Annotated in this window: 25 protein-coding genes and 1 riboswitch; of the genes, 4 read left to right on the top strand and 21 right to left on the bottom strand. The window is 60.0% G+C overall.

Going from position 1 to position 26,322, the window contains the following annotated elements; translation table 11 throughout:
* Window positions 1-120: 120 nt before the first annotated feature.
* From UM93_RS11815 to UM93_RS11765, 11 genes are all read right to left on the bottom strand, one after another.
* The gene (locus UM93_RS11815) at window positions 121-1,122 is read right to left on the bottom strand and encodes a helix-turn-helix domain-containing protein (RefSeq protein WP_045075782.1); all 1,002 of its coding nucleotides are present in this window, start codon (window positions 1,120-1,122) and stop codon (window positions 121-123) included.
* A gap of 20 nt (window positions 1,123-1,142) precedes the next feature.
* On the bottom strand, window positions 1,143-2,138 hold the full coding sequence (locus UM93_RS11810) for an alpha/beta hydrolase (protein ID WP_045075781.1): 996 nt from the start codon (window positions 2,136-2,138) through the stop codon (window positions 1,143-1,145).
* 163 nt (window positions 2,139-2,301) lie between these two features.
* The gene (locus UM93_RS11805) at window positions 2,302-3,495 is read right to left on the bottom strand and encodes an O-succinylhomoserine sulfhydrylase (RefSeq protein ID WP_045075779.1); all 1,194 of its coding nucleotides are present in this window, start codon (window positions 3,493-3,495) and stop codon (window positions 2,302-2,304) included.
* On the bottom strand, window positions 3,492-3,893 hold the full coding sequence (locus UM93_RS11800) for a rhodanese-like domain-containing protein (RefSeq protein ID WP_045075777.1): 402 nt from the start codon (window positions 3,891-3,893) through the stop codon (window positions 3,492-3,494). The genes UM93_RS11805 and UM93_RS11800 overlap by 4 nt, the downstream gene beginning before the upstream one ends.
* A complete protein-coding gene (locus UM93_RS11795) occupies window positions 3,890-4,093 on the bottom strand; it encodes a DUF1737 domain-containing protein (RefSeq protein ID WP_045075776.1) in 204 nt (67 codons plus the stop codon). Before UM93_RS11795 ends, UM93_RS11800 begins: the two co-directional genes overlap by 4 nt.
* 35 nt (window positions 4,094-4,128) lie before the next feature.
* Window positions 4,129-4,257: riboswitch (SAM riboswitch) on the bottom strand.
* 49 nt (window positions 4,258-4,306) lie between these two features.
* A complete protein-coding gene (locus UM93_RS11790; RefSeq protein ID WP_082057125.1) occupies window positions 4,307-6,178 on the bottom strand; it encodes an ABC transporter ATP-binding protein in 1,872 nt (623 codons plus the stop codon).
* A gap of 100 nt (window positions 6,179-6,278) precedes the next feature.
* Entirely contained in the window at window positions 6,279-7,163 is an 885-nt protein-coding gene (locus UM93_RS11785; protein ID WP_045075774.1) for an aminodeoxychorismate lyase, read from the bottom strand.
* Window positions 7,164-7,347: 184 nt separating this feature from the next.
* Window positions 7,348-8,358, bottom strand: coding sequence for a hypothetical protein (locus UM93_RS11780; RefSeq protein ID WP_045075773.1), 1,011 nt, complete (start codon window positions 8,356-8,358; stop codon window positions 7,348-7,350).
* Between the two features lie 304 nt (window positions 8,359-8,662).
* Window positions 8,663-9,034, bottom strand: coding sequence for a hypothetical protein (locus tag UM93_RS11775; RefSeq protein WP_045075771.1), 372 nt, complete (start codon window positions 9,032-9,034; stop codon window positions 8,663-8,665).
* A gap of 81 nt (window positions 9,035-9,115) precedes the next feature.
* Window positions 9,116-11,233, bottom strand: coding sequence for an aminodeoxychorismate synthase component I (pabB, locus tag UM93_RS11770; RefSeq protein ID WP_082057124.1), 2,118 nt, complete (start codon window positions 11,231-11,233; stop codon window positions 9,116-9,118).
* Entirely contained in the window at window positions 11,226-11,714 is a 489-nt protein-coding gene (locus tag UM93_RS11765; RefSeq protein WP_045075770.1) for a low molecular weight protein-tyrosine-phosphatase, read from the bottom strand. The genes pabB and UM93_RS11765 overlap by 8 nt, the downstream gene beginning before the upstream one ends.
* A 95-nt stretch (window positions 11,715-11,809) precedes the next feature.
* Here UM93_RS11765 and UM93_RS11760 point away from each other — a divergent pair, with 95 nt between their 5' ends.
* The gene (locus UM93_RS11760; RefSeq protein ID WP_045075768.1) at window positions 11,810-12,283 is read left to right on the top strand and encodes a hypothetical protein; all 474 of its coding nucleotides are present in this window, start codon (window positions 11,810-11,812) and stop codon (window positions 12,281-12,283) included.
* Window positions 12,284-12,354: 71 nt separating this feature from the next.
* On the opposite strand, the gene UM93_RS11755 is transcribed toward UM93_RS11760, so the two are convergent.
* The 7 genes from UM93_RS11755 to UM93_RS11725 form a co-directional block, all read right to left on the bottom strand.
* The gene (locus UM93_RS11755) at window positions 12,355-13,548 is read right to left on the bottom strand and encodes a glycoside hydrolase family 1 protein (protein WP_045075766.1); all 1,194 of its coding nucleotides are present in this window, start codon (window positions 13,546-13,548) and stop codon (window positions 12,355-12,357) included.
* A 26-nt stretch (window positions 13,549-13,574) separates the two neighbouring features.
* On the bottom strand, window positions 13,575-14,498 hold the full coding sequence (locus UM93_RS11750) for an alpha/beta fold hydrolase (protein WP_045075765.1): 924 nt from the start codon (window positions 14,496-14,498) through the stop codon (window positions 13,575-13,577).
* Window positions 14,495-16,264, bottom strand: coding sequence for an ABC transporter ATP-binding protein (locus UM93_RS11745; RefSeq protein ID WP_082057123.1), 1,770 nt, complete (start codon window positions 16,262-16,264; stop codon window positions 14,495-14,497). Before UM93_RS11745 ends, UM93_RS11750 begins: the two co-directional genes overlap by 4 nt.
* Window positions 16,261-17,241, bottom strand: coding sequence for an ABC transporter permease (locus UM93_RS11740; RefSeq protein WP_045075764.1), 981 nt, complete (start codon window positions 17,239-17,241; stop codon window positions 16,261-16,263). The genes UM93_RS11745 and UM93_RS11740 overlap by 4 nt, the downstream gene beginning before the upstream one ends.
* Before the next feature lie 64 nt (window positions 17,242-17,305).
* Window positions 17,306-18,286, bottom strand: coding sequence for an ABC transporter permease (locus UM93_RS11735; protein ID WP_045075762.1), 981 nt, complete (start codon window positions 18,284-18,286; stop codon window positions 17,306-17,308).
* Window positions 18,287-18,288: 2 nt separating this feature from the next.
* The gene (locus tag UM93_RS11730) at window positions 18,289-20,055 is read right to left on the bottom strand and encodes an ABC transporter substrate-binding protein (RefSeq protein WP_234399300.1); all 1,767 of its coding nucleotides are present in this window, start codon (window positions 20,053-20,055) and stop codon (window positions 18,289-18,291) included.
* 89 nt (window positions 20,056-20,144) lie between these two features.
* Window positions 20,145-20,594: an anthrone oxygenase family protein gene (locus UM93_RS11725; RefSeq protein WP_045075761.1), complete on the bottom strand. Its 450-nt coding sequence runs from the start codon at window positions 20,592-20,594 to the stop codon at window positions 20,145-20,147.
* Between the two features lie 87 nt (window positions 20,595-20,681).
* On the opposite strand from UM93_RS11725, the gene UM93_RS11720 reads away from it, so the two are divergent.
* Window positions 20,682-21,302 carry a TetR/AcrR family transcriptional regulator gene (locus tag UM93_RS11720; RefSeq protein ID WP_045075759.1) on the top strand — a complete coding sequence of 207 codons (621 nt, stop codon included), beginning with the start codon at window positions 20,682-20,684 and terminating at the stop codon, window positions 21,300-21,302.
* Window positions 21,303-21,454: 152 nt separating this feature from the next.
* Here the strand turns inward: UM93_RS11720 and UM93_RS11715 are convergent, their stop codons facing one another.
* Both UM93_RS11715 and UM93_RS11710 read right to left on the bottom strand, forming a co-directional pair.
* Window positions 21,455-22,093, bottom strand: coding sequence for a uracil-DNA glycosylase (locus UM93_RS11715; RefSeq protein WP_045075757.1), 639 nt, complete (start codon window positions 22,091-22,093; stop codon window positions 21,455-21,457).
* Between the two features lie 71 nt (window positions 22,094-22,164).
* Window positions 22,165-23,256 (bottom strand): LacI family DNA-binding transcriptional regulator, encoded by a 1,092-nt coding sequence (locus UM93_RS11710; protein WP_045075756.1) that lies wholly within the window; start codon window positions 23,254-23,256, stop codon window positions 22,165-22,167.
* 103 nt (window positions 23,257-23,359) lie between these two features.
* On the opposite strand from UM93_RS11710, the gene UM93_RS11705 reads away from it, so the two are divergent.
* The gene (locus tag UM93_RS11705; RefSeq protein WP_045075754.1) at window positions 23,360-24,130 is read left to right on the top strand and encodes an IclR family transcriptional regulator; all 771 of its coding nucleotides are present in this window, start codon (window positions 23,360-23,362) and stop codon (window positions 24,128-24,130) included.
* Between the two features lie 287 nt (window positions 24,131-24,417).
* The gene (locus UM93_RS11700; RefSeq protein WP_045075753.1) at window positions 24,418-25,758 is read left to right on the top strand and encodes an MFS transporter; all 1,341 of its coding nucleotides are present in this window, start codon (window positions 24,418-24,420) and stop codon (window positions 25,756-25,758) included.
* A gap of 29 nt (window positions 25,759-25,787) precedes the next feature.
* Here the strand turns inward: UM93_RS11700 and UM93_RS11695 are convergent, their stop codons facing one another.
* Window positions 25,788-26,237 (bottom strand): GNAT family N-acetyltransferase, encoded by a 450-nt coding sequence (locus tag UM93_RS11695; protein ID WP_082057121.1) that lies wholly within the window; start codon window positions 26,235-26,237, stop codon window positions 25,788-25,790.
* Between the last annotated feature and the right edge of the window lie 85 nt (window positions 26,238-26,322).

The following is a 26,322-nucleotide window of genomic DNA, read 5'->3' as shown; positions in this document are numbered from 1 at the left end:
TTAGTCCCCAAAGCGGTGCAGGTGTACCCCCGCACCACTTTGAACCGTGAAACTAGTGCTGCTATTTAAGGCCCCGGGGCTAGTTTTTAGCCAGAGAGCCCGAGCTGGAGATACCACGATTTACTGGCTAAGCCGTAGCGCGACTCTGGCCGCGTTCAACCGGAAAACACCGGAAGGTGTCAGCGGATCAATCGAGAGGACTTGTTGGATTTCAGCCACTCGATGCTGCACGGTGGAGTGGTGCAGCCCGAGTAGGTTGGCTGCGGCACGGAGGCTGGAACTCGCACACAGCGCAGCGACGGTTTCCTCAGCCCAGGAATGTTGTTCGAAAAAGCTTGCCAAGCCGTCCACGTCGGGATCTAGCCGCAGTGCCTCGACGGGGAGTTTGATGAGGTGCACGGCAACCCCGAGCGCGGTGGCATCAACGGAGGGCAGGGACGGACTAGCCATTAGTAGAGCAACTAGCGCCGCCTCCCAGGAATCCTTGAGACGCCCTGGCTGAACGATTCGGCCGAGGCCGAGCGGGGTCGAATGCTGGCCAAGAGCTGCCCCTGTGTTCTTGTCGATTCCGGCTCGGATCAGGCCGTAACGGGTGCTCAGAATGGTCTGCTGGCTGACCTCTGGCAGCTCCGCCTCGGGGTAACAAGCGAGGATTCGATAGTCACCGTGCGGAGCCAAACCCAGGGCGGCAATAGCCGTCGCACGGTCAGAGGCGGCTGTCTCTTCTTCTAGAGCGAGGTTCAGATTGCGGCGCGGCTCATCCAGCCGGCCTTGGGCAATTCCGATGGCCAGCGCCAAACGTTCCAGTACCAGTGCATCGTTGGCATGCTCGGCGCCCTCCCGCTCAAGCCAAAGCCGTCCGCCGTCGTCCATGGTGAAGGCGAGGCCACCTTGCTGGGCGGGAAATGCTTGGGCCGTCCGCTCGCCGTTGGGGCACAGCCGGATTGGCTTGCCGGAGACCGGGGAGTAGCCGCAGGGGCAGCCGGTGAGGGTGACCGCAGCGCGCAGCAGAGCCTCAACACTGACCTTGCCGTTGATCAGCACATCGAAATAACTAATCACTTTGAGGCTTTCGCTTGCCTCCGGATCAAGCGCTTGCAACCGCCCGGTGAGTTCTTGCATGGCCGCTAGTTTACGCGGATTCAGACGTCCAGAATGCGGCGGACCCAAGAGTCTCTGGCGTCATGCGCTGCCTTGGAGACCAAAGCAGCGCTGAAGCCCTCGGAACCGTGAAAAGCGCCAGCCCAGATATGTAACTCCGCCTGCACCCCGGCCGCCCAGAGTCGTGAAACGTAGTCGACCCCCTCATCTCGGAAGACCTCAGCGGAGCCATTGTCGAGATAGGTTGACGGCAATTCGCTCAAATCGGTGGCCAGTGCTGGAGAAGCATAAGGCGACACTTCGGCATTATGGTGATCGTCACCGAGCAAGGCCGACCAGCCCAGTTCGTTGCTCTCTCGGTCCCATTGACCCAGGCCGGAATATTGCTGGCTGGAGACGGTCACGTTGCGATGGTCAAGCATCGGGCAAGCGAGTAGTTGCCCCACCAAGGCAGGGCCTTGCCGATCCCTGGCCAAGAGCGTAACCGCTGCGGCCAGGCCGCCCCCAGCGCTTACCCCGCCGAGCAAAATACGCCGTGGATCAAGGCCCAGTTCGGCGGCCTGGGCAGCTGTCCACACCAGGCCGGCATAGCAATCTTCAACCGGGGCCGGGTGTGGGTGCTCCGGGGCTAAGCGGTATTCCACCGATACGAGCGTGACGCCATACTGTTCAACCCAGTCCACTTGCTGCTCCGAGATGGCGTACCTGGTGCCCACCACCATGCCGCCGCCATGAATGTAATAGAGCGCCGGGCGCGGACCACTGAACTCGGTGGATCGCAGCACCAGTAACTTAATATCGGGTGAACCCTCCGGTCCTGGCGCCTGGTATTCCTGAGTTTCGATGGCCCGGCCGACGAGCAGCGCATCAAGCTCAATTGATTGATCGATGGCCCTGATCTGCTCGATCCTGTCAAGGCTCAGCGGCGGGATGCCGAGCTCCGGGTTGGCCTGCAAGAGCGCCGCCAACTCGGGATCGTAACTGGGACGCTTGAGACTGGCGGGAGCATCCTGCGCGGTGGGTTCATTGAGGGACACGAGAGTTCCTTTGCTCGATCTGATTTACTCTTATCCTTATCCTGCCGCTTAGCCGGACCGTGCGGTACCGCCGCAGCGGTGCAGCTTCGGAGTCGCTAACCGCCAATTGGCGGCTAGCTGGCGAGCGCCAGACGAGCAAGTTCTCAGAGTTCCTCGGTTCGACTCAAAGCTTCGCCAAGGCCTGGCTCAGGTCCGCCCGCAAATCGTTGAGATCTTCTAACCCGACCGAAAGCCGCACCACACCGTCGCCCAGGCCGATGGCGGCCCGGCCTTCCGGCCCCATTGCACGGTGCGTGGTGGTGGCCGGGTGGGTGATCAAGGATTTCGAGTCGCCGAGGTTATTCGAAATATCGATCACCTCGAGGGCGTTCAGTAGTGCGAAGGCCTCCGTTTTGCCGCCGCGCAGCGCGAAGGTCAGCACGGTACCGCCCGCCGTCATTTGCTGGGACGCCAGCTTGTACTGTGGATGAGACTTCAATAACGGGTACCTCACCCACTCCACAGCGGGCTGCGCCTCCAGGAATTCCGCCAGCGCCAGCGCCGAAGCGCAGGAATGATTGACCCGCAGCGAGAGCGTTTCCAGCCCTTTGGTGAGCACCCAGGCATTGAAGGAGGAGAGCGCCGGGCCGGTGTGCCGCATGAGCTGTTTCACCGGACCGTCGATGAATTCCTTGCTGCCCAGGATCGCGCCGCCCATCACCCGGCCCTGGCCGTCAATGTGCTTGGTGCCGGAGTAAACCACGATGTCAGCGCCGAGATCGGTGCAGCGTTGCAGCAACGGAGTGGCAAAGACATTATCGGCCACCACCTGGGCACCGGCGGCGTGCGCTAGCTCGCAGACCGCGCGGATATCGACGATCTCCTGCATTGGGTTGGAGGGAGATTCGAAGAACACCGCCGTGGTCGGCACCGAGAGCGCTTCCTTCCACTGCTCCAGATCTGGGCCGTCCACGAAGACGGTTTCGACGCCCCAGCGCGGCAGGATTTCATTCAAGATCACAAAACAGGAACCGAAGAGGGATCGGGAAGCAACCACCCGATCCCCGGCAGCAAGCAATGCACCGAGGGCAACAAACACCGCCGACATGCCAGAGGCAGTCGCGAAGCAAGCTTCGGTACCCTCCAACAGCCGCAGTCGTTCTTGGAAGGTCGCCACCGTCGGATTGCCATAACGAGAATAGACGAAGCGCTCATCCTCACCAGTGAAGGCCCGCTCTGCGGCCTCGGCAGAGTCATAGACGAAACCCGAATTGATGAAGATCGCCTCCGAGGTTTCGAAGAAGCCGGTGCGGTCTAAGCCGCCACGTACCGCCTGAGTGTCGGCGGCCCAGTCGGAGGCTAAGGGGTTGAAGCTCATGCGCCCTTCTTCCAAGGCAACTTGCGGTTCTTCCAGCCGTTGACGACTCGATCACCGTAGGCATCGGGTACTCCTTCGAAGCCTTCCAGGACATTGAAGGAGGTGAAACCGGCCTCGGTGGCCGCCTCGGCGGCCGAGATCGAGCGGGCGCCGGAACGACAGAGGAAAACCAGCTCAGCCTCGGCTGGCACGGTCTGCTGTAACTGAGCGAGGAAATCCGTATTCCAAACCCCGCCAGCCAGATTCCACTGCACAAAGCGCGGTTCTGCTTCGATGCTCGAAGTGTCCGGCACCCCGATGAGTTGCCACTCCGCCTCGGTCCGCACATCGACCAGTACGGCCCCGTCGGAAACCTTCTGCCAAGCCTGTTCTGGGGTGAGATCGCCCGCGTAGCTCATTGCGCCGACTCCGATCCCACAGTGGCGTTAAAGCCGGGCAGCACCACAGCTTGAGCAGCGATTACCTGGCCGCCGTTGGAGGTCACCGAGGGGCTGCCGTACAGCACGTATCCTTCGGCAATCGCGTCGCTGACTCTCTGACAGAAGGCGTGGTCATCGGGACCGGTCAGCAACCGGTAGGTAAGGGGGGCGTCAGCCATTAGATTCTCCTTTTGCGTCGGAGCAAGCCGGAGCGATTCCACGCTTGCAACCTCAATACGTTGCCGAGTACTCACCTGAGGCACCCCACCGGAATCGAGGGTTGCCGGCCAGCAAGTCAGGGCAGTGCAACCAAGTCTTTGGTTGCGCGCTGGCGCTCATTACTCATCGTCAAAGTAGCACAAAGTGGGCCGAGCCTTGGCATGCTAGTGACTTTATTGCGAGGCTTGACTGCTTGCCTGTTCCCGGTAGAGAGCCGCATACCGCCCCGCTGCGGCGAGCAGTTCCTGATGACTGCCGGATTCCACAATCCGACCCTGTTCGACGACGAAAATCACGTCTGCCGAGACCACGGTGGAGAGTCGATGCGCAATCGCTACCGTGGTTCGACCATGCGAAGCGGTTTCCAGCGCGGCCTGCACGACGCGTTCTGAGATCGAATCGAGTGCACTAGTGGCCTCATCGAGGACCAGTACCGCAGGGTCTTTCAACAACACTCGGGCAATCGCGATCCGCTGCTTCTCGCCACCGGAGAGTCGATAACCGCGCTCGCCGACCAGGGTATCGAAACCCTCCGGGAAGCTCATGATGGTCGAATAAATATTGGCCTGTTGGGTGGCTTGGTCGAGTTCCTGCTGACTGGCGTCGGGCTTGGCGTATCGCAGATTGTCGGCGATGCTGGCGTGGAAGAGATAGGTCTCTTGAGAGACGATGCCGATGTGGGACACCAAGGAGTTCTGCTTGAGTTCCCGAACATCCACACCGGCGAATTCGATGCTGCCAGAGCTTGCCTCGTAGAGCCTCGGGATCAGATACGAAATGGTAGTTTTTCCGGCACCCGAGGACCCTACGAAGGCGGCGAACTGCCCGGGTTCAATGCTGAAAGAAATGCGGTCCAGAGTGGGGCGTTCTTCTGGCTGGGCGTCGGGGTAAGCGAAGCTGACTTCTTTGAAGCGGATACCGCCTAGCCGGGTGTCCCTTGGCAGTTCCACCGCCTCGGGCCGGTCGGCGATGGCTGGGGTGAGGTCGAGGTATTCGAAGATCCGAGCGAAAAGTGCCCCGGAGGTTTGTAAGTCGAGGGCCACTCGCATCAGGCTGGTGAGCGGGAAAAGCAGTCGAGCCTGCACCGTGGTGAAGGCGACGATGGTGCCAGCGGTGATGGCCTGAGCGCCGTTATCGACGAGCAGCCCGGCTACCAGGTAAACAATCGCCGGAATCGAGGAGAGGAAGATCGTGACAATGGCGAAGAACCATTGCCCGCTCATCGCCTGACGAACCTGCAACGCTATTTGTTTACGGTTCTCGGCAGAGTATCTATCGATCTCGGCGCCCTGCATGGTGAAGCTTTTCGCCAATAGAATGCCCGAGACGCTCAGGGTCTCCTGGGTGATGGCCGACATTTCGGAGAGCGATTCCTGGGTTTGGGTGGCAATTTTTGCCCTGACCTTGCCGACCTTGCGTTGCGCGATCACCAGGATCGGCATCAGCACGACGGCGACCACGGTGAGCTGCCAGTTCAACAGCAGCATCGCCACGAAAGCAGCTATTACTGTCACGGTGTTACCTAAGACCGCCGTCACGGTATTGGTGAGCACGCTGGCGACGCCGCCGACGTCGTTCTGTAAGCGCGACTGGATGACGCCGGTTTTAGTGCGGGTGAAAAAGCTCAGATCCATGGCCTGCAGGTGCCCGAAGAGCTTGACCCGGAGTGCCCCCATCACGCGGTTGCCGACCGAGGAAGTCAAATAGGTTTGCCAGACGCCGAGCAGCGCCGAGCCGATATAGACCAGGATCATCGCGGCGACAATAATGCCCAGGGCGGTCAGATCGGGTTTACCTGCGGGCGGAAACAGACCTTCATCAAAGGCTCGCTGGGTGAGCAGCGGCGGCACCACAGAAAGACCAGCACCGACCAAGACGAGGCAGGCGGTGAGGATCAGCGCACGGCGATGCGGTGCGAACAGGCCGTAAACCCGGCGAAAGAGATGTGGGATCTTTGGCGCCTGGGCATTGGCGGCGCGCTGCGCCTCTTCGTCGCTGCCGCTCAGTCGGCCGCCACGCACGCCGGCTGCTCGCATTCCGCTCATTGCGGCGCCCCCTTTTTTGGTCTTCGGTGGATTGGTGGCCCCCGTCGGGGCTGTTCTGGAGTTTCGGCCCTGGGCTGCCGGAGATAGCAGGTCGAGGGGGTTACTCGGTGCTGGCTAGGATGGCCGAGAGTTCCGCGGTCAATTCGGCCCGCTGGGTATCCTCGCCGATCTGCTGGCCGTCGATACTATTGATCGGCGCGAGCAATCGCACGCTGGAAATCAGCCAAGCAGCGTCTGCTTCGTAGAGGTGCTTCGGTTCGAGCGGACCATACCCCAGTTGCCAACCGGCCCGCTGCGCGGCAGCGAAAAGCGCGCCCTGGGTGGTGCCGGGCAGAATGCCGGAATCCAACTGCGGGGTGATCAGCCGCTTCAGCTGGCTGCCGTTCTCCTCGGAGACCTTAGCGATTAACACCGACGAAGTCGGCCCCTCAAGGACCCGACCGTCCGCGCTGGTGAAGATCACGTCATCGGCGCCGTGCTGTTGGGCGTAGCGTAGCGCTGCCATATTGACTGCATAGGAGAGGGTCTTGGCGCCGAGTAACAACCAAGGAGCACGTAACGCCACCTCGGAGTCGTAACCGCGATCGAGCAGGATGACGGTGAGGCCGCGCTCGCGCTGTTGCTTGCCGAGCGCGGGTAGCGGCGAAACCTGCACCCAGGCAGTGGCCTGCTTCGCGCCTTCAACTCCGCGGGTGACCAGTAGCTTCACCACCGCTTCCGGCTGATCAAACTCGGCCAGCGCGGTATCGATAGCGGCACGCCACTGCTCGGCTGTGGGGATCTCGAGCTCCAGCAAGGTAGCAGAGGAGGCGAGCCGGTCCAGGTGAGCCTGAATCTTCTTGGGCTTGTTCTCGACCGCGAGTAACGATTCAAAGATGCCGTCGCCACGAGTGGCGCCCAGGTCGGTGGCGAAGAGCTGGGGCTGGTTCGCGTCGGCGATCCGACCAGCCGGGAAATCTGAGTCAATGAAGACGAGTACGGTCATTGCTTTAGCGTACTATCGCCCGGGATGCCCTGTGATTCTTGCGTCGACGAGATACCAGTGTTCGATGTTCATAAGTTGCTCCTAGGCGTCAAAGTGTCCTTGGCCTAAGCCGCGACCTTCGGATAGCGCAGTGGAACTGTTTTTTGGGGCAAATAGCTTGTTTTTACCCAAACTCCAGTAGATATTATTTTTTCAGGGTTAGATTCCGACGTTTCATTTCTTTCCTTGCTTCTTCGGCGAGGACTGGATCTTTGAGTGCTTTTCCTAGGAATTCAGGAATTCGGACGTCTCGACTTCTTCGCAAATAACGAGGAATTATCGACTTTCGATAATCAACCTGACTTTCATCGAATAAAAGATCAAGCATGACATTGAGATCTTTTTCGGTCGCAGTCCGGGAGAGAGCGTCAAAAATTAGCCACTGATAATACTCGTCTGAAGAGGCTAACCGCAACTCATTGAACAGCGCTGAGAAGGCGAGCCCGGCCGCATCGGGTGTTGTCAGCACTTCAACCAAGGTCATGCCAAATTTTCTGTGATACTCCTCCGGAGTTCTCGCTCGATAGTTCTCTAACCAATCAGTAAGAATGGGGATTGCTTGGGGATATCTAAAGTGTGAGGTGACTAGGCCGCTCCAGAGATCTGTTATGGAGACCCCGACAAGAGCTAATTCTTCGACGATTCTCTTCTGATAAGGAGGAGTGGTTGCGGTGAGTCTCTCGTCGGGTTGGGCTAGGGCGACCTCTAATCCGGCTGCTCGTAGAATTGCAATCTGCCCACCGCTCAATGTCGGCGGGAGGTCCAGACTGTAGGCCTCGTCGAGTATCGACTGCACCGACTCGTACTCCTTCATGTCGCCGGTGAGCGTCCAATTTTTCTTGGCTGCCCAGCCAGAAAAATCAGTGATATATGATTTTTCATGGTGGTTTCGATAATACTTTATGACATAGCCATTTCCAGCGTATGTGAACTCATCGGAAGTGAGGCGAGTTTTGCGCAGATTTTGAAATATCTCCAGTGCTGATGCTCCTGAACTAATGAGTTTGGCGATTCGCTCGGATGGTGCTTTTAGCAAGAGATTGTTGCTATATGACCAAAGATAGAAGAAAGACATTCTGATCGAACATACTTTCTCCGGATCGGTCAACTCCGATGGGATGCCCAGCGGTTCACTGCGTTTATCGTAAATGATCAAAGTAAATCCTTCTTGAGCTATCAGCGGCAGCGGACTATCCCGAAGAATGAAGTCTCAATAATATTGAGAAGGATTCTCATTGCGCGGAATTCCGAACGCACCTGAATCGTGTGGCTGTTCTAAGCTTGTGGCGGTGTCCAGCGCTCTTCTTTGCGGATCAATGACTCCCACCTTCCGAACTCAGGGATTTCTTCCCAGTTCGCCGAGACGTCGATTGATCTATAATTTTCGACTGTAGTTTTTCTTTCAGCAACGAGATAAGTGGTATATTTCAGGTCACCATTAGGGTGGTAGAGATATGTCTCTACCAGTTCGGCTTCATTTTGTCATATCGCCTTGTTTCGTCGGAGTATGTATAGTCCATCAATTGAAGCATGAACAGCTTGTTATCGACTGACTTGAAAGAGAAGATTTGGGTAATCGTGCCCAGTCTATTAAGGAAAAAAACCTTAAAAAACTCTCTGGTTGATCTAATTTCGAGAAAGCAGCGGGGTTGGTTATTTGTTTCTATATTTTCAAAAATCGCGGCGGTGAACCAGCCTTGTCGCACGCCCTTTCCGGTTTCGTATGATAACTGAACGGCTTCCTCTTTTAGCTGTTTGCTGGCCGACGAAATTCCCGTATTCCAGCGTTCCATGTACTCAACGCGGAGATCTCTATTTAAAGACGTGCCCATTTGTATAGATTCCCTAAGCTGTCTTGAAGTTCAGTATCAGTGCATCGTAGCAAATTCAATGATCGATGGGGGCGGGCAAGGTTAGCCCTCCGGAAACTCCAAACCGAGCGCATTGAGTACGCCGAAGGCTTTGGCTTGGACCTCGTCCCACTCCGCTTCCGGGATCGAATCGGCGGTAATTGCACCGCCCACACCGAGGCTGGCCTGCCCATCGTTGAGCACCAGAGTGCGGATCACCACCGAAAGATCGCAGCTGCCGTCGCGGGAAAAGTAGCCAATAGCTCCGGAATAGACGCCGCGAGGGGCTGCTTCCAGGTCATCGAGGATGTGCATGGTGCTGATCTTCGGTGCTCCCGTCATTGACCCGGCGGGGAAAGCGACGGCAACCGCCTCGGCCCGCGAGGCTCCCGGGGAAAGTTGAGCCTCGATGGTGCTGACTAGTTGATGGACGCTGGCATAGCTTTCGACGTCACACAGTCGACTGACTTTAACCGATTCCGGATCCGCGAAACGGGAGAGGTCATTGCGCATTAGATCGACGATCATCACGTTCTCTGCACGGTCTTTTGCCGAGTTAGCTAGCTCGTCCCGCAGCGCCCGATCTACCGCTGGGTCTTGGTCTCTGCGCCGGGTGCCTTTGATTGGCTCGGCCTTGAGGCTGCCGGTGGCACTAATGCTGAGAAAACGCTCCGGAGAGGTGCTCAGTACAGCAAGTTTGCCGAAGCGCAGAAACGAAGCGAAGGGAGCGGGGTTGGCGCAGCGTAGCAAGGCGTAGAGCGCTAGCGGATCGGCGTCTAGTTGAAAGTCGAGCGCCGTGGTTAGGCAGACTTCGTAACTATTACCTTCGGTGATCTGATGCTGAGATTGGCTGACTTTATTCTGATATCCGGCGGCAGAATCCCGCAGTTTGGCCTCTGAACTTAGCGAGTTTCTTAACGCAGCAGCCGCATTCAGCGCGGCATCATCGAGGTCAATCTTGATCGGCTCGGCACCGAGACGATCGGCGGCAGGGGCCGTCGGCTTGATAGCTTCCCTGACCTCTTCCAGCCATTGAGCTGACTCCTCGGACGATTCGAAGCTGAGCGCCCAGGCCAGGTGCTCCTGGTGATCAATGACGACGGCGCGGTCGGCGAAGATCAGCGCAGCGTCCGGAGTAGCCGCGGCTTGGTCTGAGCCGCCGCTTTCGCGCTTCAATTCATAGCCCAGGTACCCCAACCAGCCCAATTGAAAGCCGGGGGCAGTGGCCTCGAGGTTCGAACCGGTGCTTGACCACTGCCGGTCCAACCAGGAGAAGAAGGGGCCCGGTAACCGAACCTCGACGTCGTTGATGAGCAACCGAGTGAGCCCATTGGAGTGCAGTGCTAACTGCCCGGAGGCGCCACCGTCGTCGGCCATCAGGGAGAACCGGTTCCGCCCGGAGAGCGCGCCAGCATCCGAACTGTCCAGCCAGACCGCGTGCCGAGACTTTCCGAACAGCCGATTGAACAGCCCCAAGGTGTCACCGCGGAAAGGTAGCTGGTCAGCGACGATCTGACGCTCTCGCTGCTGCAGCAATTCCGGCGCGAGTAAATTGCTGAGCTCAGGAATCGTGCCGAGTGCGGCTAAGGTGTCGGTGGGCCTGGCCGCCGCCGGGCCGTCAGCATTGAGCACGATATCGGCGTCATGGACGGGTTGGTATTCGGCCAGCAGCATTTCTTCTTGAGCCGCCCAAAGCTCCCAGTAAGGGGCGTAGGTTTCGCCATCGCGGCTGAGCGCTCGCTGCTTGCGCAGCTCATCGTCCGCTGCCACCCAAATCACCACGTCGAGCAGTTCCCGGGCAGCTAGCTGGGCAGCCCCCACGCCCTCGATGATGACGATCGGTGCCGTCGCGGTGCGCCGAGCCTCGCCGTCAAAATGAGCTTCCCAATCCCAGCTCACCCACTCGGCGTCGAGCCCTTGGCTGAGCGGGGTCAGCACGGTTTGCACGTATCTATCCACGCCGGCCACTAGGCCGTTCCAGCCCGGATAGATGTCTTCCAGGTGGAACAGCGAGACCTCGCGATGCTTCCGCAGCAAGGAGGCTAGTTCTAAGGCTAAGGAAGTTTTACCGGCGCCGGAGCGACCATCAATGGCAATGATCACCGGCGTCTGGCGAGCGCGCGGACGAGGCTGACTGGAGATCTGCGGGCCGGGGAACGGCGAGGCAGGCAACTCAGGCATGCCCGGCCGCCGAGGTCTGGACGTATTCCACGACGCCGGGAAGTGCGGCGGTGATCAGCCGGTAGGTCTCTTCAAAATCGCTCAGGTCACCGTACCAGGGGTCGGCGATGCCTAGATCGGCTTTGTCCGCTGCGGGGTCGAACTCGCGCAGCAGCCGGATCTCCGAGTTAGTCGCGCTTGGAGCGTGTCGCTGCAGCCAGTCGAAATGATCGGTGTCTAGGGCCAAGATCAGATCGCTGGTGACGAAGTCTTCTGGCTGAAACTTACGCGCCTGGTGACCGCTACCAATTTCGACGTTGTGTTTCTCCAGCACCGAGATAGCGCGCGGGTCGATCGGACTGCCACGTTCCCAATCCGTGGTGCCAGCGGAATCCAGTTCTACTTCGGAATCCTGAAAAGCTTGGCGGAGGATGACCTCGGCCATCGGGGATCGACAGATATTTCCCGTACAGACGGTCACGATCCGGTAGCGAGAACTCATACCTCCACTGTACTCAGACCGCGCTTCGCTCGCGCAGCTAACGAGGCAGCGATCAGCTCAGTCGATTCGGCAACTCGGCTGGCTAAGATAACGGCATGGAACTCTTGATCGCCTGGGCCGGCTTTGCCGGTGGCTGGTTTTTAGTCGCTGGGCCTATTTTCCAGGCAGCCGTTGAACTGCGAGAGCACGAGGCCGCGGGTAAGCGATACTTGCTCGACCAGCCGGATGGCGATGCCTCGGGCAAGGTGTCTCCCTGGTGGTGGCTGTTGCCGCCGGTCAAGATTTTTCTCGAAAAACGCCGCAGTGATCGCTATCGACGAGAGTATTTCTCTCAGCTACCGGCAGACGATGCTGCAGTTCTCGTCTCGTTTATGAACAAGGCCACCGGCTGGGTCTACGTCGCCACCGGAGCTTTCCTGATCGCGGTCAAGGAGACTTTCGAGCTGGTCGAAGAAATGCACCTGGAGATGTGGGTGTTCTGGGTAGCCATCGTGGTGATGTTCCTGATCGCGGTAATGAACACCGTGATTAGGGTGCAGCGCGGAACGCTGATGGCGAAGAGGCGTTAGCGAGATCAAACACGACGGCGCGATGGGCGTATCTCATCACCGCGCCGTCGTCGAGCATCAGCCTCCGTCAGTCAGCCCAGCCCGTTCCGCTGCGCCACCGATCCCAACCAAGCCAGCGAGGGCTTGGGTCGCCGTTCGAAGGTCTCCCGGTCGAAACCGATGAGACCGAAGGTTGGTCGGTAACCGCTGGCCCATTCGTAGTTGTCCAGTGCGCTCCAATGCAGGTAGCCACGCACGTCAATGCCGTCGGCGATGGCTGCGTGTAAGCCTTGCAAAGCATCCTCGGTGTAGGCGATCCGGCGGCTGTCATCGGCGGTGGCAATGCCATTTTCGGTGACCATCACGGGCACGCCTCCCGAGAGCTCCCAGGCGCTGCGAACTCCTATTTCAAGGGCAGGCGGGAAGAATTCCCAGCCGGTCAGTGTGGTCTCCACCTCGGCGGAAACCGGCAGCGGACCCTGCGGGCCAATGAAGGTTCGGGTGTAGGCCTGCACGCCGACAAAATCGTCACCCGCGGATTGCTCTAAGTACCAGTCGTCGCGCGGATAACCGTATTCACGGAGTTTTTCATCGGCGCTCGGGCCACCATCGACGCTGGGTTCACCGGTGGAGTGGAAGGCCTGGGTGGCTACCGTCCAGCCGGTTTTCAACCCGGAGACCGAGGAGAGCACCTCGCGGGAACGGTGGTGCGATTCGAGCAACGCATCGGCGACGTGTAGATCCGGGTTCGGCAGGCCGTAGGCGACCAGATTAGAGGCGTCTTCACCGCCGGCGATCATCGCGGCGATATTTGGCTCATTAATGGTGCAGACGTAGTCCACCCCTTCGGAAACCACTGGCAGCGCCAGCTCGGTATAACGGGCGAAGAGTTCTGGCGCTTCCGGATTGCGCCAGAAGCCGGCGTCGTGCATCCAACGCGGCACGGTGAAGTGCATGAGCGTGACCACCGGGTTCAGGCCGAATTCGTGTGCTGCTTCAACCATTCGGCGATAGTGATCGATCTCGGCACGCGAAACACACCCCCGTTCCGGCTCGATCCGGGACCACTCAATGGAGAACCGATAGGAATTCAACCCGGCATCGGCGAGCAGCTTCATATCCTCGCGGTAGCGATGGTAGCTATCCGCTGCGTCGCCGCTGGGCTCAACGATGGAGGTGCCGGGAGTGTGCTCCTTGACCCACCAGTCGCTGTTCACATTGTTTCCCTCGATCTGATGGGCGGCGGTGGCTGCCCCCCAGAGGAATCCGTCGGGGAAACTGAGCATTGGTACTCCTTTTGTCGTGAGCTAGCTTAGGAATCTGATACTGCGAGCGAGTGCCAAAAGGCATCGAGAGTGGCGGCTGAGGCCTGCGGAGCCTCGAGCTGTGGTGAGTGTGCTCCAGCCGGAATCACCCGGTATTGCGCCCGTTCGCCGATGTCTAGTGCCAGCTGCCGTTGTGCACTTTGCGGCCAGGCTTCGTCGTCTTGACCGTGGGTGACCAGCACCGGTAAGCCGCTGCCGCGGAGAGCGGCACTGGGGTCTTGGTGGTTGCGGAGGATCTCGGCACCCGCAAGCAGATTGTCGTTCGAGGTGTGCGCGGCTCGCATCCGCAGGAAAGCCACTTCCGGGCCGAGTTCGGCATCGCTGGCGTCAATCAATTCAGGGTTGTCCCGTTCCCAGAGCCCGAGACTGCCGGTTCGAGTCACGGTTTCAGTGGTCTCCAGATGCCGATCAGGCCAGCCGTGCGGTCCGGAGCAGAACATGGTCAGGCTGCGGAAACTCGAAGGCGAGGCGATCGCGGCGGCCGAGGCGATCACGCCGCCCAGGCTGTGGCCGAGCAGGTGTACCGGCGAGGGACTGATCAGTGAGGCGACTTCGACGACATCGGACGCCTGCTTTTCTAGTGAATAATTTTCCGTTCCCAACGGTGCCGAAGAATCCGCCTGACCGCGTTGGCTATAGACCCACACGTTCCAGCCTTGCTCCGCCAGCAGTGGCAGGAAGCTCAGAAAGTCCTCTTTGGAACCGGTGAACCCCGGCACAATCAGCACCGTGCCACACGGGATGCCGCCGGGCTTGGCTTGATCTTGTGGCACCCGAGGCGTGCTGTGTAGAGCGGTCAGGGTACCCACCTCGGCTGGTATTCCGATCACCTCAACCCCTGCTGGGATCGGGAAGTCCCCGAACGGCGGGACTTTCTTAAAGTTGTCCAAGCGTGCAATGGGTAGCGTCATCGAGTTGGCTCCTTGAGGCCTCGACGCGGGTTGGGTACCGCTTCGAGTAGTCGAATGGTGTAGTCGTGGCTCGGGTGCTGCAGGACATCCGCGGTTGCTCCGCGTTCCACCACCCGACCATTTTCTAGCACCATAATGTTGTCGGTGACCAGCCGGGCACTGAGCAGATCATGGGTGATGTAGAGCAGGCTCAGCCCGCGTTCTTCGCGCAGGTCCCGCAGCAAGGCCAGCACCCCGGCCCGCAACGTGACATCCAGCATCGAGACCGGCTCATCGGCAATCAGCACCTGCGGGTTGCTCGCCAAAGCCCGGGCGATCACCACTCGTTGCCGCTGCCCGCCGGAGAGCTGGTGCGGCAGCTTCTGGGCAAACTGTTCCACCGGGGTGAGGCCCACGGTCTCTAATAACTCAAGGACTCGCTGGCGTACCGCACTGCCCTTCAGCTCGGTGAAATTGTGCACGGGTCGGCTCAAGGTGTGCTCTACGGTGTGCAGCGGGTTCAGCGCAGCGTAAGGATCCTGGAAGATCATCTGGACCTTGCGGTGCACCTCGCGCAGTGCCCGCCGACCCAATTCGGGGATCGCTGCTTCGCCAAACTGCACCTGGCCAGAGCTGGGTTTTTCCACCCCGGTGATCAGCTTTGCCAAGGTGGACTTTCCGCTGCCCGAGGCACCGACCAAGGCCAGCGCTTCACCAGGTTCCAGCCGAAAACTGACGCCGGAGAGAGCTTGAACTTCCGGCTCGCCGCGGCGCGGACGCGGGTAAACCTTGGCGACGTCCTCGACCACGATCGCAGCCTGCTGAGTTCGGCCTGCCGAAGCCAGTTGCACCGGTTCGTTTTCGGTGTCGTGAGTATCGGCCTGGCGTTGTGCGTTAGTCGCTGTGGAGACACCGAAGCCCGGTAGTTCGATCACCTCGGCCCGGGGATCGGCATAGTGGCTGAGCAACATCTGGGTGTAGGCGTCTTGCGGGCGTACCAGGATGTCTTGGCTCGAGGCGTCCTCCACAATGCGCCCCTCGTGCATCACCAACACTCGTTCGGTCACCTCCAAAACAATGCCCAGATCATGACTGATTAGCACCGCGGTGAAGCCCTCGGAAGCTTGCAAGGAACGGATGGTGTCCATAATGGCGTGCTGCACCAAGACGTCCAGCGCGGTGGTCGGTTCGTCGAAGACCATTAGTTCCGGCTCGAGGGAAAGGGCTAGGGCAATCGAAACCCGCTGCCGCATGCCGCCGGAGAGCTCGCCGGGGTAGCGGCTCAACACCTCGGCGTCGAGCTCTACCTTTTCCATCAGCTCTGCCATTCGCTCATCCCACCGTACTTTGGGAACGTGGCGATGTGCCTTGAAAATATCGACAAAGTGATTTCGGATGGTGCGCACTGGGTTGAGCGCGTTCATGCCCGATTGCAGGACCATCGCGAAGCCGCCCTGGCGTTGCTGGCGTAACCGTTCCTCGTCCAGCTCTCGAATGTCTTGCCCGGCGAAGCGAATTTCGCCGCCATTGGTCCGTGCCGGGGGCTTTTGCAGTCGAGTGATTGCGAATCCCAGAGTGGACTTTCCCGAACCAGACTCGCCGACCAAGCCGACGAATTCGCCCTTGGCCACGGTGAAGGAGACGCTGTCCACGGCCTGAACGGGATCCTGGCCCGCTGATTCGTAGACCACGGAAAGATTCCTGACATCGAGCAAGCTGGTAGCTGGCAGGGCCCCGGTGAGCTTCGTCGGCTCGGCACTCGGCGCTGAATGTTTCGGCTGGCTCATTTGCTGATTCCTTCCGTCGCGAGTGGTGTGCTGGTTTTGCGGGCTTTACCTTCTCGCAGCCGCGGATTGCCGATCGCGTCGACGCCGAAGTTGATCAGCGTGAGGCTCATTGCCAGCAAGGCAATGCACAGGCCCGGTGCGAACAGCAGAATCCACTGACCGGTGAGCAGCGCATTGGAGTTTTGCGCCCAGTACAGGATGGTGCCCCAGGAGACCAGACTGGAATCGCCGAGCCCGAGGAACTCCAGACCGGCTTCGGCGAGGATCGCCGCGGTGGCGGCGCCGAAGAAGCTGCCAGCGATGATCGAGGTCATATTGGGCAGGATCTCGCTGAACACCACCCGGAAACCGCTGTCCCCGGAGAACCTGGCGGCGGTGACGAAATCCCGGGAGCGCAGCGATTGGGTTTGACTGCGCAGCACTCTGGCACCCCACGCCCAGCCGGTGATGGTGATCACCGCGATGATCATGGTCAGCCCGCCGTTTTGAAGGTAGGCGGCGATCACGATCATTAGCGGCATCCCGGGAACCACCAGGAAGAGGTTCACAATAAAACCCACCACTTCGGCCGCGAAGCCGCGGATATAGCCCCAACTCAGGCCGATCAGTACCGCGACGGCGGTGGAGAACAGCCCGGCAATAAAGCCAACCAGCACGCTGATCCGGGCACCGTAAATGAGTTGGCTGAGCACGTCTTCGCCCGCGGCAGTGGTGCCCATCCAATGCTCGGCGCTGGCATCCGCGTTACGTACGAAGCTATCGTCGCTAGCGCCGTAGGGTGCCAGTAGCGGGGCGAAAATCGCCACCAGCACGAAGAGGCCAAGAATGATCAGACCAAGTCGGGATTTCCAGTTAGACCACAGGGTTGAAGCGATCCGGCCGATGACCGCGAAGGCGCCAGGGGGCCGACGTCCGACGGCGGTCTCGGCGGCGCTGGGGCTAACTGCGCCGGGGTCAGTAACGTGGCTGGCGCTCATCGGCTGATCCTCGTTTCGGACAGGTCTGGGTGACTGGGGGAATGGGTGTTCATCGTTGGCCGCCTCATCGCCGGGTCCTCGGATCGAGCACGCCGTACAGGATGTCGACGATAAAGTTGGCCACTAAGACACTCACCGTGATCATCAGGAAGAGTGCCTGCATGAGCGGGTAATCCTGGCCGATCACCGAGTTGAAGAGCAGATAGCCGATGCCGGGGTAGCCGAAGACCTGCTCCACCAGAATCGAGCCGCCAACCACACCGCCCAAGGCCAGGCCGAAACCGGTCAGGTTGGGCAGAATCGCGTTCCGGGCGGCGTACTTAATCGCCACGGTGCCGCCCTTCAAGCCATTGGCCTGGGCGAAGGTGACGTAATCATCGCCCAGCGTGCCGATCATCGCGTTACGCATACCGAGAATCCAGCCGCCCAGCGAGGTGAGCAGAATGGTCAGCGCCGGTAGCAGTGCGTGGTACAGCGCGTCGACGGTGAAGTCCCAACTGAAGGCTGGGCTCGCCGTCGGGCCATAAGCTCCCGAGGTGGGGAACCAGTGCAGCACATATCCCAGGAAAAAAAGCAGCAAGAGCGCGGTCCAGAAGTACGGGAAAGTGCTGAGAAAACTACCGCTGAGGGTGGGCAGCGCGTCCGCCCAGGTATTCCGTCGCCAGGCCGCGAAGACGCCGATCAGGGTGCCGAGCACGAAGGCCACCACGGTGACCAAACCAACCAGCAGCACCGTGTAGGGAAAGGCCTGACCAATTAACTCTGAAACGGACTGTGGATAGAAGGTATAAGAAACTCCGAAATCCAGGGTGACCACTTGATGCAGATAGTTCACATATTGGTCCCAGAGGTTGCCGCCGGGGACGCCGAGCTGCGCCTCGATCGCTGCGCGGGTGGCTGCGGTGACCGGGCCATTCTGCGAGAGTTTGGCAATCGCCGCATCAGTGGGGGAGCCCGGCATCAGCCGGGGGAGCAGAAAGTTGAGCGTGATGGCTGCCCACAGGGTGAGCACGAATAGGCCGAGCTTGCGAGCGATATAACGCATAATCAGCCTTCCTTCGCCGCGGCGTTGCCGGCTTGAGCATCAGCACCGACGAGCTTGAGATGAGTGAAAACCAACAGTGGTGTTGAATCGTAGGTTTGCGGCGGCGCGTAGGGGTTGTTGGCATCCGGCCAGCCAGTGAATTTCGAGGTGTTGTAGAGTCCCCAGAGCCCGCCGTAATACATCCCGATCACCGGCAGCTGGGTGTAGACCGCTTGCTGCAACTTGTAGTTCAGCTGGGTCTGCTGCTTCGGGTCGGTGGTCTTTTTATAGTCATCCAGGAGCACATCGACGGCCGGATCCTTGAAACGCTGGAAATTGGCGGCTGCCTGCTTGCCGACCGGGGCATAGAACTCACTGGAGAGCAGATTATTGAAGGCTTGGAAAAGGTCGCCGCCGCCCATGCCGCCCATCGCTACCTCGAAGTCACCGTTCTGAATGGCTTGCTGGTAGCCAGCGGGTTGTGGTTGTTTGATGTCTACCTGAATGCCCAGCGCGGCGAGTTGCTTGCGGACTTCCTGCACGGCGCGTAACCAGTCGGTATAACCGTTCGCGGTGGTAATCGCGAAGCTCAATTGCTTGCCGGCCGCATTGACGAGCTTCCCGTCCTGTTGGGTGTAACCGGCTTGGGCGAAGGCTTCTAAGGCAGCCTTGGTGTTCTGCTTGACGATGCCCTGATCGGCAATAGAGGGGTCCAATTGATCCTGCTGATTGGGCAGCAGCAAGCCGGTTTGGCCAGCGGCCTGCATGTAGTTCTCGGTGGCCACCCCGGCGATCTTGTCCCGATCCAGTGCCAGCGAGATGCCTTGCCGAACCTTAAGGTCACTGAACGGTGCCTTGCTGAGGTTCGGCACTAAGCTGATCACGCCTCCCGGTGGGAACCAGTACTTATTGCCCGGGTTTGCGGCTTCCCAGGTGCCCTGCACATTGCTCATATAGGCGTAGGCCCAATCGAAACCCTTGGTCACGACGTCGAGCTGGCTGGTCGAGGCTGGTAGCACCAGGTGATTGACCTGGATCTTATCTGCCTGCCAGTAGTCCTGATTCTTATTCATGGTGTACTGCTGGGCAGCAAAGTTGCCGAGGGTATAGGGTCCGGTGCCGACCGGATCGGGGTTACGCCAAGTGTCCGGGTTCGGCTGATCTTTCCAGAGGTGTTCGGGCACGATCAGGGTGAGCGAAATGATCGACTGCGCGGGTGCGTCAGCGCCCTTCAGCTTCACCACTAGGTGCTGGCCGCTGGCACCGCGATCTTCCACCTGCATACTGTCGATGTGTTGCCAGGCCCCTTTAATGTCCAGGGTGGGGTATTTCTTCAGCAGATCGAAGGTGAACTTGACGTCAGATGCGGTGAAAGGTTGTCCATCGGACCACTTCACGCCGGACCTGATGGTGTAGTCAATGGTGCTCGCGTTCGGCAAGGTATAACCACTGGCCAGCCACGGCGTCTGCTTGCCGTCGAGCGCATTGGTGACCAGCAACGGCTCATAGATGTAGCTGGCGGCCACCCGTTTATTGCTCAGGTAGGGGTTGAAGTTCTTCTCCATCATCGGGGTGCCCTTGTCCGCGGCAAGGAGCATGGTGTCCTTGGGGATCGAGGGGTCCGGCTGTGAGGTGATTTTGATCGAGCAAGCGGTGAGGGCTAACAGCGCGGCAGCGCTAGCGGCGGCAAACGCGGTGAATCTATTGAATCGTCGGTGCCGTTTGGCTCGCTCGGGGTGTGCGGTATTCGACTGTGCTGCGCGGGGTGCTGGCTGCTGGTGCATCCTCATTGACACTTTTTGTCCTCACTGACACCCCGTCGACGTGGTTGAGTGGGGCTGTAATGTGATTGTAAGCGCATACATTCGCAGATGCAAGGTTATTTCTGAAGGGCGATGACCAGCATGGCGAGCCCGGCCAGGATGATGGCAACCCTGATGTAGTGCAAGCGATCCCAGCTTTGCAGCTGCTGAGCCCAATCGTCCGGGGCGCTGCTCGCAGACCAGTTCGCTGCCCGCGAGTTGATCGGCACCAACAGCAGAATCGAGAGCAGTACGCTGGCGGCGAGCAGGGCTGCCCCGGTCAGCGCGAGCCCGCCCGCGGTGCTGTCCCAGGCGAGAATCGCCCAGCCTACGGTGAGGAGCAGTGAGCCGATGTACCAGAAGGGCATCACTCGGCCCAGGAGTCTGGCGCCGTCGCTGCGGGCGGCGAGTGCCGACTCCCTGGGTAGTCGGTTGAAAATTGGGTTAATAAAGACTGCCACGGCGAATTCGACGCCGACGAGAACGCCGGTGACGGTAACTGTGATGGTGGACAAAATCTCAAGCATGGTGGCTCCTCATTGGCGCATTTTAGAAATCTAGCGTTGCTAGAATTTAGCCTAAAGGAAAACATCTAGCAGTGCTAGTATTTTCTTATGGGTATTTCTGGTCCGGCAGAACAGCGGCGACGTGATCGAGAGTCACGGGGTCTGTCAATTGCGCAACAGGCCCGGCTACTGGCTGAATCGGAGGGCTGGGATGGGCTCACCGTGCGGCGCCTCGCCACCGAGATCGGCTACAGCCAACCGGTGATCTATTCGCATTTTCCAGGCGGCAAAACCGAGCTGATGACGGTGATCGCCCAGCAAGGGTTCGTCGAACTGGCGGAGCAGTTGGAAGCTGCGAGTCACGTGACTGCTGCCGAAGCTGCTCCTGTCGAAAAACCGCGAAGGGTTTCCCCCGATGGTCAAGACGTGCCGGTTTCGCTCGAAACGCTGCGGGCGGCCTCGCAGGCTTACCTCGGCTTCGCGGCGAGTAACCCGGCTACCTACGATGCGATGTTCACGCTGCCGATCGATTCTGTTTTTGGCGAAGAAAAGACCCCGGAGCCACAACGTCGAGCCTTCAACGAAGTAGCCCGGCTGACGGCTGACGAGTCAGCCGCCGAGCTGCTCTGGAGCACCCTGCACGGCCTGGCAACTCTTGAGCGTGCCGGTCGGTTGCGGGAGAATGCAGCTGCGCAGCGACTGGACGTTCTGGTGAGTAAATTCGGCTGAGTCGAGTGAGTAGTGATCGGGGCCGACAGCTCTCCCCGGTGATTCAGCTAGTTAAGTGGGGATGGACAGCTTGGCCCACTGAAACCATGAATTCAGGGGGCGACAGCCTTCAACTAGGAGGATTGAACGGCGGTCAGCGAATGTCTCGGGCCTTAGTAGGCTACGCTTGCCGCTCGCCGAAGTGCTTCACGGAACTCTTGCCTTCGAAATGAACTGTTGAGTGCGAGCGGGGACGGGTGCCAGGTGTAGATTACCGTAAGGTTCGGGCGAACTTGGGCAGAAATATGTCGTTCCCAGCCTCGTTGGGCAAACCGGCCGCAAGCTAATACGACGCGGAGGTCGGGAAGCAGGTCGAGGAGTGAGAGAGTTTCGCTGGCACCTTCTGCCAGTTCTGAACTGTTAGGTTTTCTGCTCGCAGGGCCTAAATACCAGGGAACGATGTTCCAATGTAAGACTCCGGTATGCAAGCCGACTTCCTGTCGGTAGTTCCAGCAGTTCTCCGCCGTCTTGTCATTATTGTCCACCGAGATGAAACCTGAACCAGGCCGCTTATTCTGAGAGTTGGTCATGGGCCCGGGTGCTTCAAGAAGAATCAAGATCCGGGCCTCGACACCAGCTTCGGCTGGATCGAAGTGTGGAACCAAAGTGGGCCCCGCTGAGAGGAACCGCCGTCGGGAGAGGTCGGCGGCCCATGCCCTGAGCGGCTGAATTTTGGGATCGTGAAGCAGTAATGAGTGGCGTTCTCGCACTGCCTCGTGATCTCGTAATGCTCGGGGAGTGGCGGCAAACATAAGCTGATAATAGTGCTAATTCGTTGACAACCTTGAGCGAGCCGGAGCCGTTGCGGGCCACCGGTGACCAATTACCCGTCCGAGCTGCCGCGCAGCAATACGGTGACCGGCAACCGCTTACTCACCGGCTCGGCATCCGGTGAATCAAGCCGATCAGCCATGATCCGGACCGCCTCGCGGCCTAGCGTTTCCATTGGCTGGAAAACCGTGCTGAGCGTTGGCACGCTGGCCCGGCCAGCGTCAATGCCGTCGAAGCCGGTGACTATCACCCGATCAGGCACCGCGATCCCGGCACGGTGCAGCACGTCCAGCACGCCGAGCGCCATTTGGTCGTTGGCGCAGATCAGCGCGCGCGGTAGCTTGTCCGCCGCGAGCAACTCCCGGGCTACGCTGCGGGCCGTTTCGCGGCGGAAGTCCGCTCGCAGTGGCGGCAAGGCGAGCGGGTCCAGGCCAGCCAGCCGTAGCGCCTCGCAATAGCCAGCGTAACGTTCAACGTCGTCGGGGGAGTCTGCGGGGCCGCCTAGGTATTGCAGTTCACGGATGTTCAGTTCCCTGATCACGTGCTGGGTAAGCGCTCGGATGCCCTCGGAGTTGGCGACCGAAACATGATCGAAGTTATCCCCGCGGCGCGGCCCGGCAATGAGCGTCACCGGAATGCGATGCGCAATTGCATTGAGCAAATCATCCGGCACGCTGCGGGCCAAAACTACTAATCCGTCAACTCGGCCAGCGATGTCTCGCACCACTGACTCTGGATCGGAGCCGCGTCCAACGCCAACCATCAAGACCAGCCCGCGGCGCCAAGCTTCTAATTCGGCGCCGCGCAGCACGGCGTCAAAGTAGAGGTCCGGTGGGCGCTGGCCCAGACTGTCGTCGCTGTCCCGGACCATTCGGACCAAGCCGTCTTCGGCGTCGGAGAGTTCCGGAATTTCCCAGGCGGCGTCAAAGCCGGGAAAAAATACGCCAACCACACCGGTGCGCCGGGCGGCCAAGCCGCGCGCGCTCGCGCTGGGCACATAGCCTAGCTCTCGTACCGAGTCCAGCACCTTGGAGCGGGTCGCCTCGCGCACGTCGTCCGGCCTGCGTAGTACCCGGGAAACGGTGGCGATCGAGACCCCCGCGTGGGCGGCGACGTCGTAGACAGTGGGTGGCTTTTCAGTCATGGTGTGCTTATCCTAGCGAGCCTGGCTGAATGCGCTGTCATTTTCACCATGATGCAATTTCGGAAGGTGTTCACTATGCTGAACGCAACCGAAAGTGAGTCAGATGAGTACACCTTCCCCAGCCCCGGCCGTCACCCGAGCCGCTGCGGCACTCGATGCCCTGGCTGCGTCGCCCACCGGGGTGATGACGCTCAGCGATTTAGCTCGCGAACTGGAGATTCCCAAGTCTTCCGCCTCAAACCTGCTGCAGGCGCTCGAGGAAGCTGGTCTGGTGCGTCGACAAGGGCCCGGTTATGGCCTGGGCCGAAAGCTGGTGGAGCTGGGGGCGGCCTATCTCGATCGACAAGATGACGTCCGGGAGTTTTATCGATTTTGCGAAGAGTCGCCCACCCTGGTCAACGAAACGGTGCGGATTGCCATGCTCGACGGCGAGGATGTTATCTATTTGGCACGCTACGAAGGCCACCCTGCGGTGCGTTTTACCTCGAATATCGGCGATCGGATGCCCGCCTCGCTTTGCGCGGTCGGCAAAGCCCTGCTGGCACGTCGGCATGAAAAGGATATTGCCGAGCTGTTCCCCGACGGGAAGCAACTTCCGGCGCTCACCCCGCATTCAATCACCGATCCGGCGACCCTGCGCGCCGCCCTGCAGGAAGTTCAACAGCGCGGCTACGCCTTCGAAGACGAGGAATCTACGCTGGGTGTGGTCTGTGTGGGGGTGGCGATTCCGACCCGAGGAACTCACGGCGCCAGCCTGGGACTTTCGGTCACCGCGCTCAAGGCCACCTTCACTCGCGAGCTCGAACGCAAATTGGTGGCCGAGTTGCAAGACCTGGCGCGCTCGCTCGGTGCGCCGATGTCTTTGGGGCGTTAGCCGGCTCGGAATTGTTCGGCGGAACGGCTCGTTCGGCGGCGGCTCGTTCGGCAGCCCGCTCCAGCTCAGCTCGACTCCGTGGCGGCGGCCAAAACCGCTCCTCAACTGCATTGTGCGCTGCTGAGATTGTCATCAACCGGCGGTTTCGACTGGTTGTGTCTTCACAACCTGTTCAGCATGCTGTACGGTGTTCACAATATGATCAAAGGAGATTGAGATTCCGGCGGTCATCGCGCTGCGGCCAACGGGGGCCCGGGCAAGAACACAGCAATGAGGTGCAGGACAGCATGAGAACGGTTCATTCCGCCCATTCCACACCGCTTGAAGAGCCGGTGGTGGAGGCTGATCAGCTTCGCCGGGCAACCCTCGCCAGTTCGATTGGCTCGGCGCTGGAGTACTACGACTTTTATATCTTCGGTCTGGCCACCGCGCTGATTTTCGGTCCGCTATTCTTCGAGCCCTTCGGCGACGCCAAGGTAATAGCGTCCTTCGCCACCTTCGGTGTCGCCTATGTCGCCAGGCCGCTGGGTGGCATTATTTTTGGCTACATTGGCGATCGCTACGGTCGCAAGGCAGTGCTGCTGAGCACGGTCGCCCTGATGGGTGGTGCCAGTTTTGTGATTGGCTTGCTGCCAACCTATGACGCAATTGGGCCGCTGGCTCCCATTCTGCTGGTTGCGCTGCGGATTTTGCAGGGTCTTGGTGCCGGTGCCGAGCAGGCAGGTGCCACCACGCTGATCTCCGAGTTTGCCCCGGCCAAGCGCCGTGGTTTCTTTGCTGCTCTGCCCTTTGTCGGCATCCAGATCGGTACCCTCTTGGGCGCTGGCACCTTCGCTCTGCTGGGCATGGTCGATAAGGAGGCGCTGACCGGCTGGGTCTGGCGTCTGCCGTTCTTAGCTAGTTTCATCTTGATCATTGTCGCCGTGGTAATCCGGCTCAAACTCAAGGAAACCCCGGTCTTCCGCGAAATGGCGGCCCATCAGGTGGTGGTGAAGAACCCGGTCGGGGTGGTGTGGCGGACCTCCCGATGGAACATCCTCAAAGGCATTGGCATTCGGATGGCCGAAAACGGCAATTCCAGCCTGTACTCTGCGGTCACCGTGAGCTTCCTGGGTGGTATTGCCGCCTTCAAGGGTAATAGCAGCCTGGGCCCGACGGCCCTGCTCGTTGCCGCGGGCTTCGCCGCCGTGATGGTGGTCTTCTTCGGCTGGCTCTCCGACCGGGTTGGTCGGGTTCCGGTCTATAAGTGGGGAGCGCTCTTCCAGGCCGTGGTGGCGGTTCCGGCCTTCTACCTAATGACTCTCGGCCAGGCCTGGCTGGTGATTGTGGTCGTGGTGGTCGGTGTGGCGCTGGGCGTGCAGTCAATGCTTGGCCCGCAATGTGCGCTGCTGCCGGAGCTCTTCGGCTCCACTCATCGCTTTACCGGGGTCGCCTTGAGCCGAGAGATCTCGGCCATGCTGGCCAGCGGTCTGGTGCCAGTGCTGGTGGCTTCGCTACTGGCGGCGACCGGCAATTCCTGGCTGGTGATGGCGATTGCCTCGTTGGTGCTCTCGCTGATTAGCTTTGGCACCACCTTCCTGCTGCCGGAGACCGCTGGTCGTGACCTGCGCAGCACCGACGACGCCTAGCATCTAGCGAGTAGCTAGGCCAAGATCGCTCAGTTCACCGGGGGCTGGTTGGAGATCATGAACTGGTCAACATCGTCCTCGGTCTCGAGCACGAAGCCATGCCGCTGGTAAAGCTTCTTCGCGGCGCTGCCTTGCAGCACATTGAGCCGGTAAGGCCGGTGATCGCGGTGCTCGGCGAGGAGAGTGCCGAGCACCGCGTTGCCGAGGCCCCGGCCCTGAAATTCGGTGGCTAAGTAGAAGTGTTCAAGCCACTGATCGGCGGCTTCGGGGCGGAGCGCGATGCTTCCAGCCTGCCGGTCGGCAACTTTGATGATCCAGGTATGTTCCGGATGAAAACCGTTCAGAAAACGTTGCCGAACTCGGACCGGATCCCAAAGACCCAGGCGTTGCAGATCCGGGTACATCACTTCGGCGCGCAGCTCGGCGATCCACTCGGCGTCGGACGGCGAGCTTTGGCGCAGGGACCACTCTAAGGGCATCTCTCTATTGAAACGATGCCGGGGGTGTTGGAGCAAGCCCGGGGCTCTGGCGGAAGAGATTTGCTGAGGCTGCCGCCTGGGAGGT

This window comes from Psychromicrobium lacuslunae, from assembly GCF_000950575.1.
Classification (GTDB): Bacteria; Actinomycetota; Actinomycetes; order Actinomycetales; family Micrococcaceae; genus Renibacterium; species Renibacterium lacuslunae.
Note: the sequence above shows the minus strand (reverse complement) of the source record. Positions and strands in the feature narration are given on the sequence as shown.

Bases quoted from the DNA above. Each gene is read 5' to 3' on its own strand.
- UM93_RS11815 (WP_045075782.1), bottom strand. From the start codon at position 1,122: ATGCAAGAACTCACCGGGCGGTTGCAAGCGCTTGATCCGGAGGCAAGC.
- UM93_RS11805 (WP_045075779.1), bottom strand. From the start codon at position 3,495: ATGAGCTTCAACCCCTTAGCCTCCGACTGGGCCGCCGACACTCAGGCG.
- UM93_RS11800 (WP_045075777.1), bottom strand. From the start codon at position 3,893: ATGAGCTACGCGGGCGATCTCACCCCAGAACAGGCTTGGCAGAAGGTT.
- UM93_RS11795 (WP_045075776.1), bottom strand. From the start codon at position 4,093: ATGGCTGACGCCCCCCTTACCTACCGGTTGCTGACCGGTCCCGATGAC.
- UM93_RS11790 (WP_082057125.1), bottom strand. From the start codon at position 6,178: ATGAGCGGAATGCGAGCAGCCGGCGTGCGTGGCGGCCGACTGAGCGGC.
- UM93_RS11785 (WP_045075774.1), bottom strand. From the start codon at position 7,163: ATGACCGTACTCGTCTTCATTGACTCAGATTTCCCGGCTGGTCGGATC.
- UM93_RS11775 (WP_045075771.1), bottom strand. From the start codon at position 9,034: ATGGGCACGTCTTTAAATAGAGATCTCCGCGTTGAGTACATGGAACGC.
- pabB (WP_082057124.1), bottom strand. From the start codon at position 11,233: ATGCCTGAGTTGCCTGCCTCGCCGTTCCCCGGCCCGCAGATCTCCAGT.
- UM93_RS11765 (WP_045075770.1), bottom strand. From the start codon at position 11,714: ATGAGTTCTCGCTACCGGATCGTGACCGTCTGTACGGGAAATATCTGT.
- UM93_RS11760 (WP_045075768.1), top strand. From the start codon at position 11,810: ATGGAACTCTTGATCGCCTGGGCCGGCTTTGCCGGTGGCTGGTTTTTA.
- UM93_RS11755 (WP_045075766.1), bottom strand. From the start codon at position 13,548: ATGCTCAGTTTCCCCGACGGATTCCTCTGGGGGGCAGCCACCGCCGCC.
- UM93_RS11750 (WP_045075765.1), bottom strand. From the start codon at position 14,498: ATGACGCTACCCATTGCACGCTTGGACAACTTTAAGAAAGTCCCGCCG.
- UM93_RS11745 (WP_082057123.1), bottom strand. From the start codon at position 16,264: ATGAGCCAGCCGAAACATTCAGCGCCGAGTGCCGAGCCGACGAAGCTC.
- UM93_RS11740 (WP_045075764.1), bottom strand. From the start codon at position 17,241: ATGAGCGCCAGCCACGTTACTGACCCCGGCGCAGTTAGCCCCAGCGCC.
- UM93_RS11735 (WP_045075762.1), bottom strand. From the start codon at position 18,286: ATGCGTTATATCGCTCGCAAGCTCGGCCTATTCGTGCTCACCCTGTGG.
- UM93_RS11730 (WP_234399300.1), bottom strand. From the start codon at position 20,055: ATGAGGATGCACCAGCAGCCAGCACCCCGCGCAGCACAGTCGAATACC.
- UM93_RS11725 (WP_045075761.1), bottom strand. From the start codon at position 20,594: ATGCTTGAGATTTTGTCCACCATCACAGTTACCGTCACCGGCGTTCTC.
- UM93_RS11720 (WP_045075759.1), top strand. From the start codon at position 20,682: ATGGGTATTTCTGGTCCGGCAGAACAGCGGCGACGTGATCGAGAGTCA.
- UM93_RS11715 (WP_045075757.1), bottom strand. From the start codon at position 22,093: ATGTTTGCCGCCACTCCCCGAGCATTACGAGATCACGAGGCAGTGCGA.
- UM93_RS11710 (WP_045075756.1), bottom strand. From the start codon at position 23,256: ATGACTGAAAAGCCACCCACTGTCTACGACGTCGCCGCCCACGCGGGG.
- UM93_RS11705 (WP_045075754.1), top strand. From the start codon at position 23,360: ATGAGTACACCTTCCCCAGCCCCGGCCGTCACCCGAGCCGCTGCGGCA.
- UM93_RS11700 (WP_045075753.1), top strand. From the start codon at position 24,418: ATGAGAACGGTTCATTCCGCCCATTCCACACCGCTTGAAGAGCCGGTG.
- UM93_RS11695 (WP_082057121.1), bottom strand. From the start codon at position 26,237: ATGCCCTTAGAGTGGTCCCTGCGCCAAAGCTCGCCGTCCGACGCCGAG.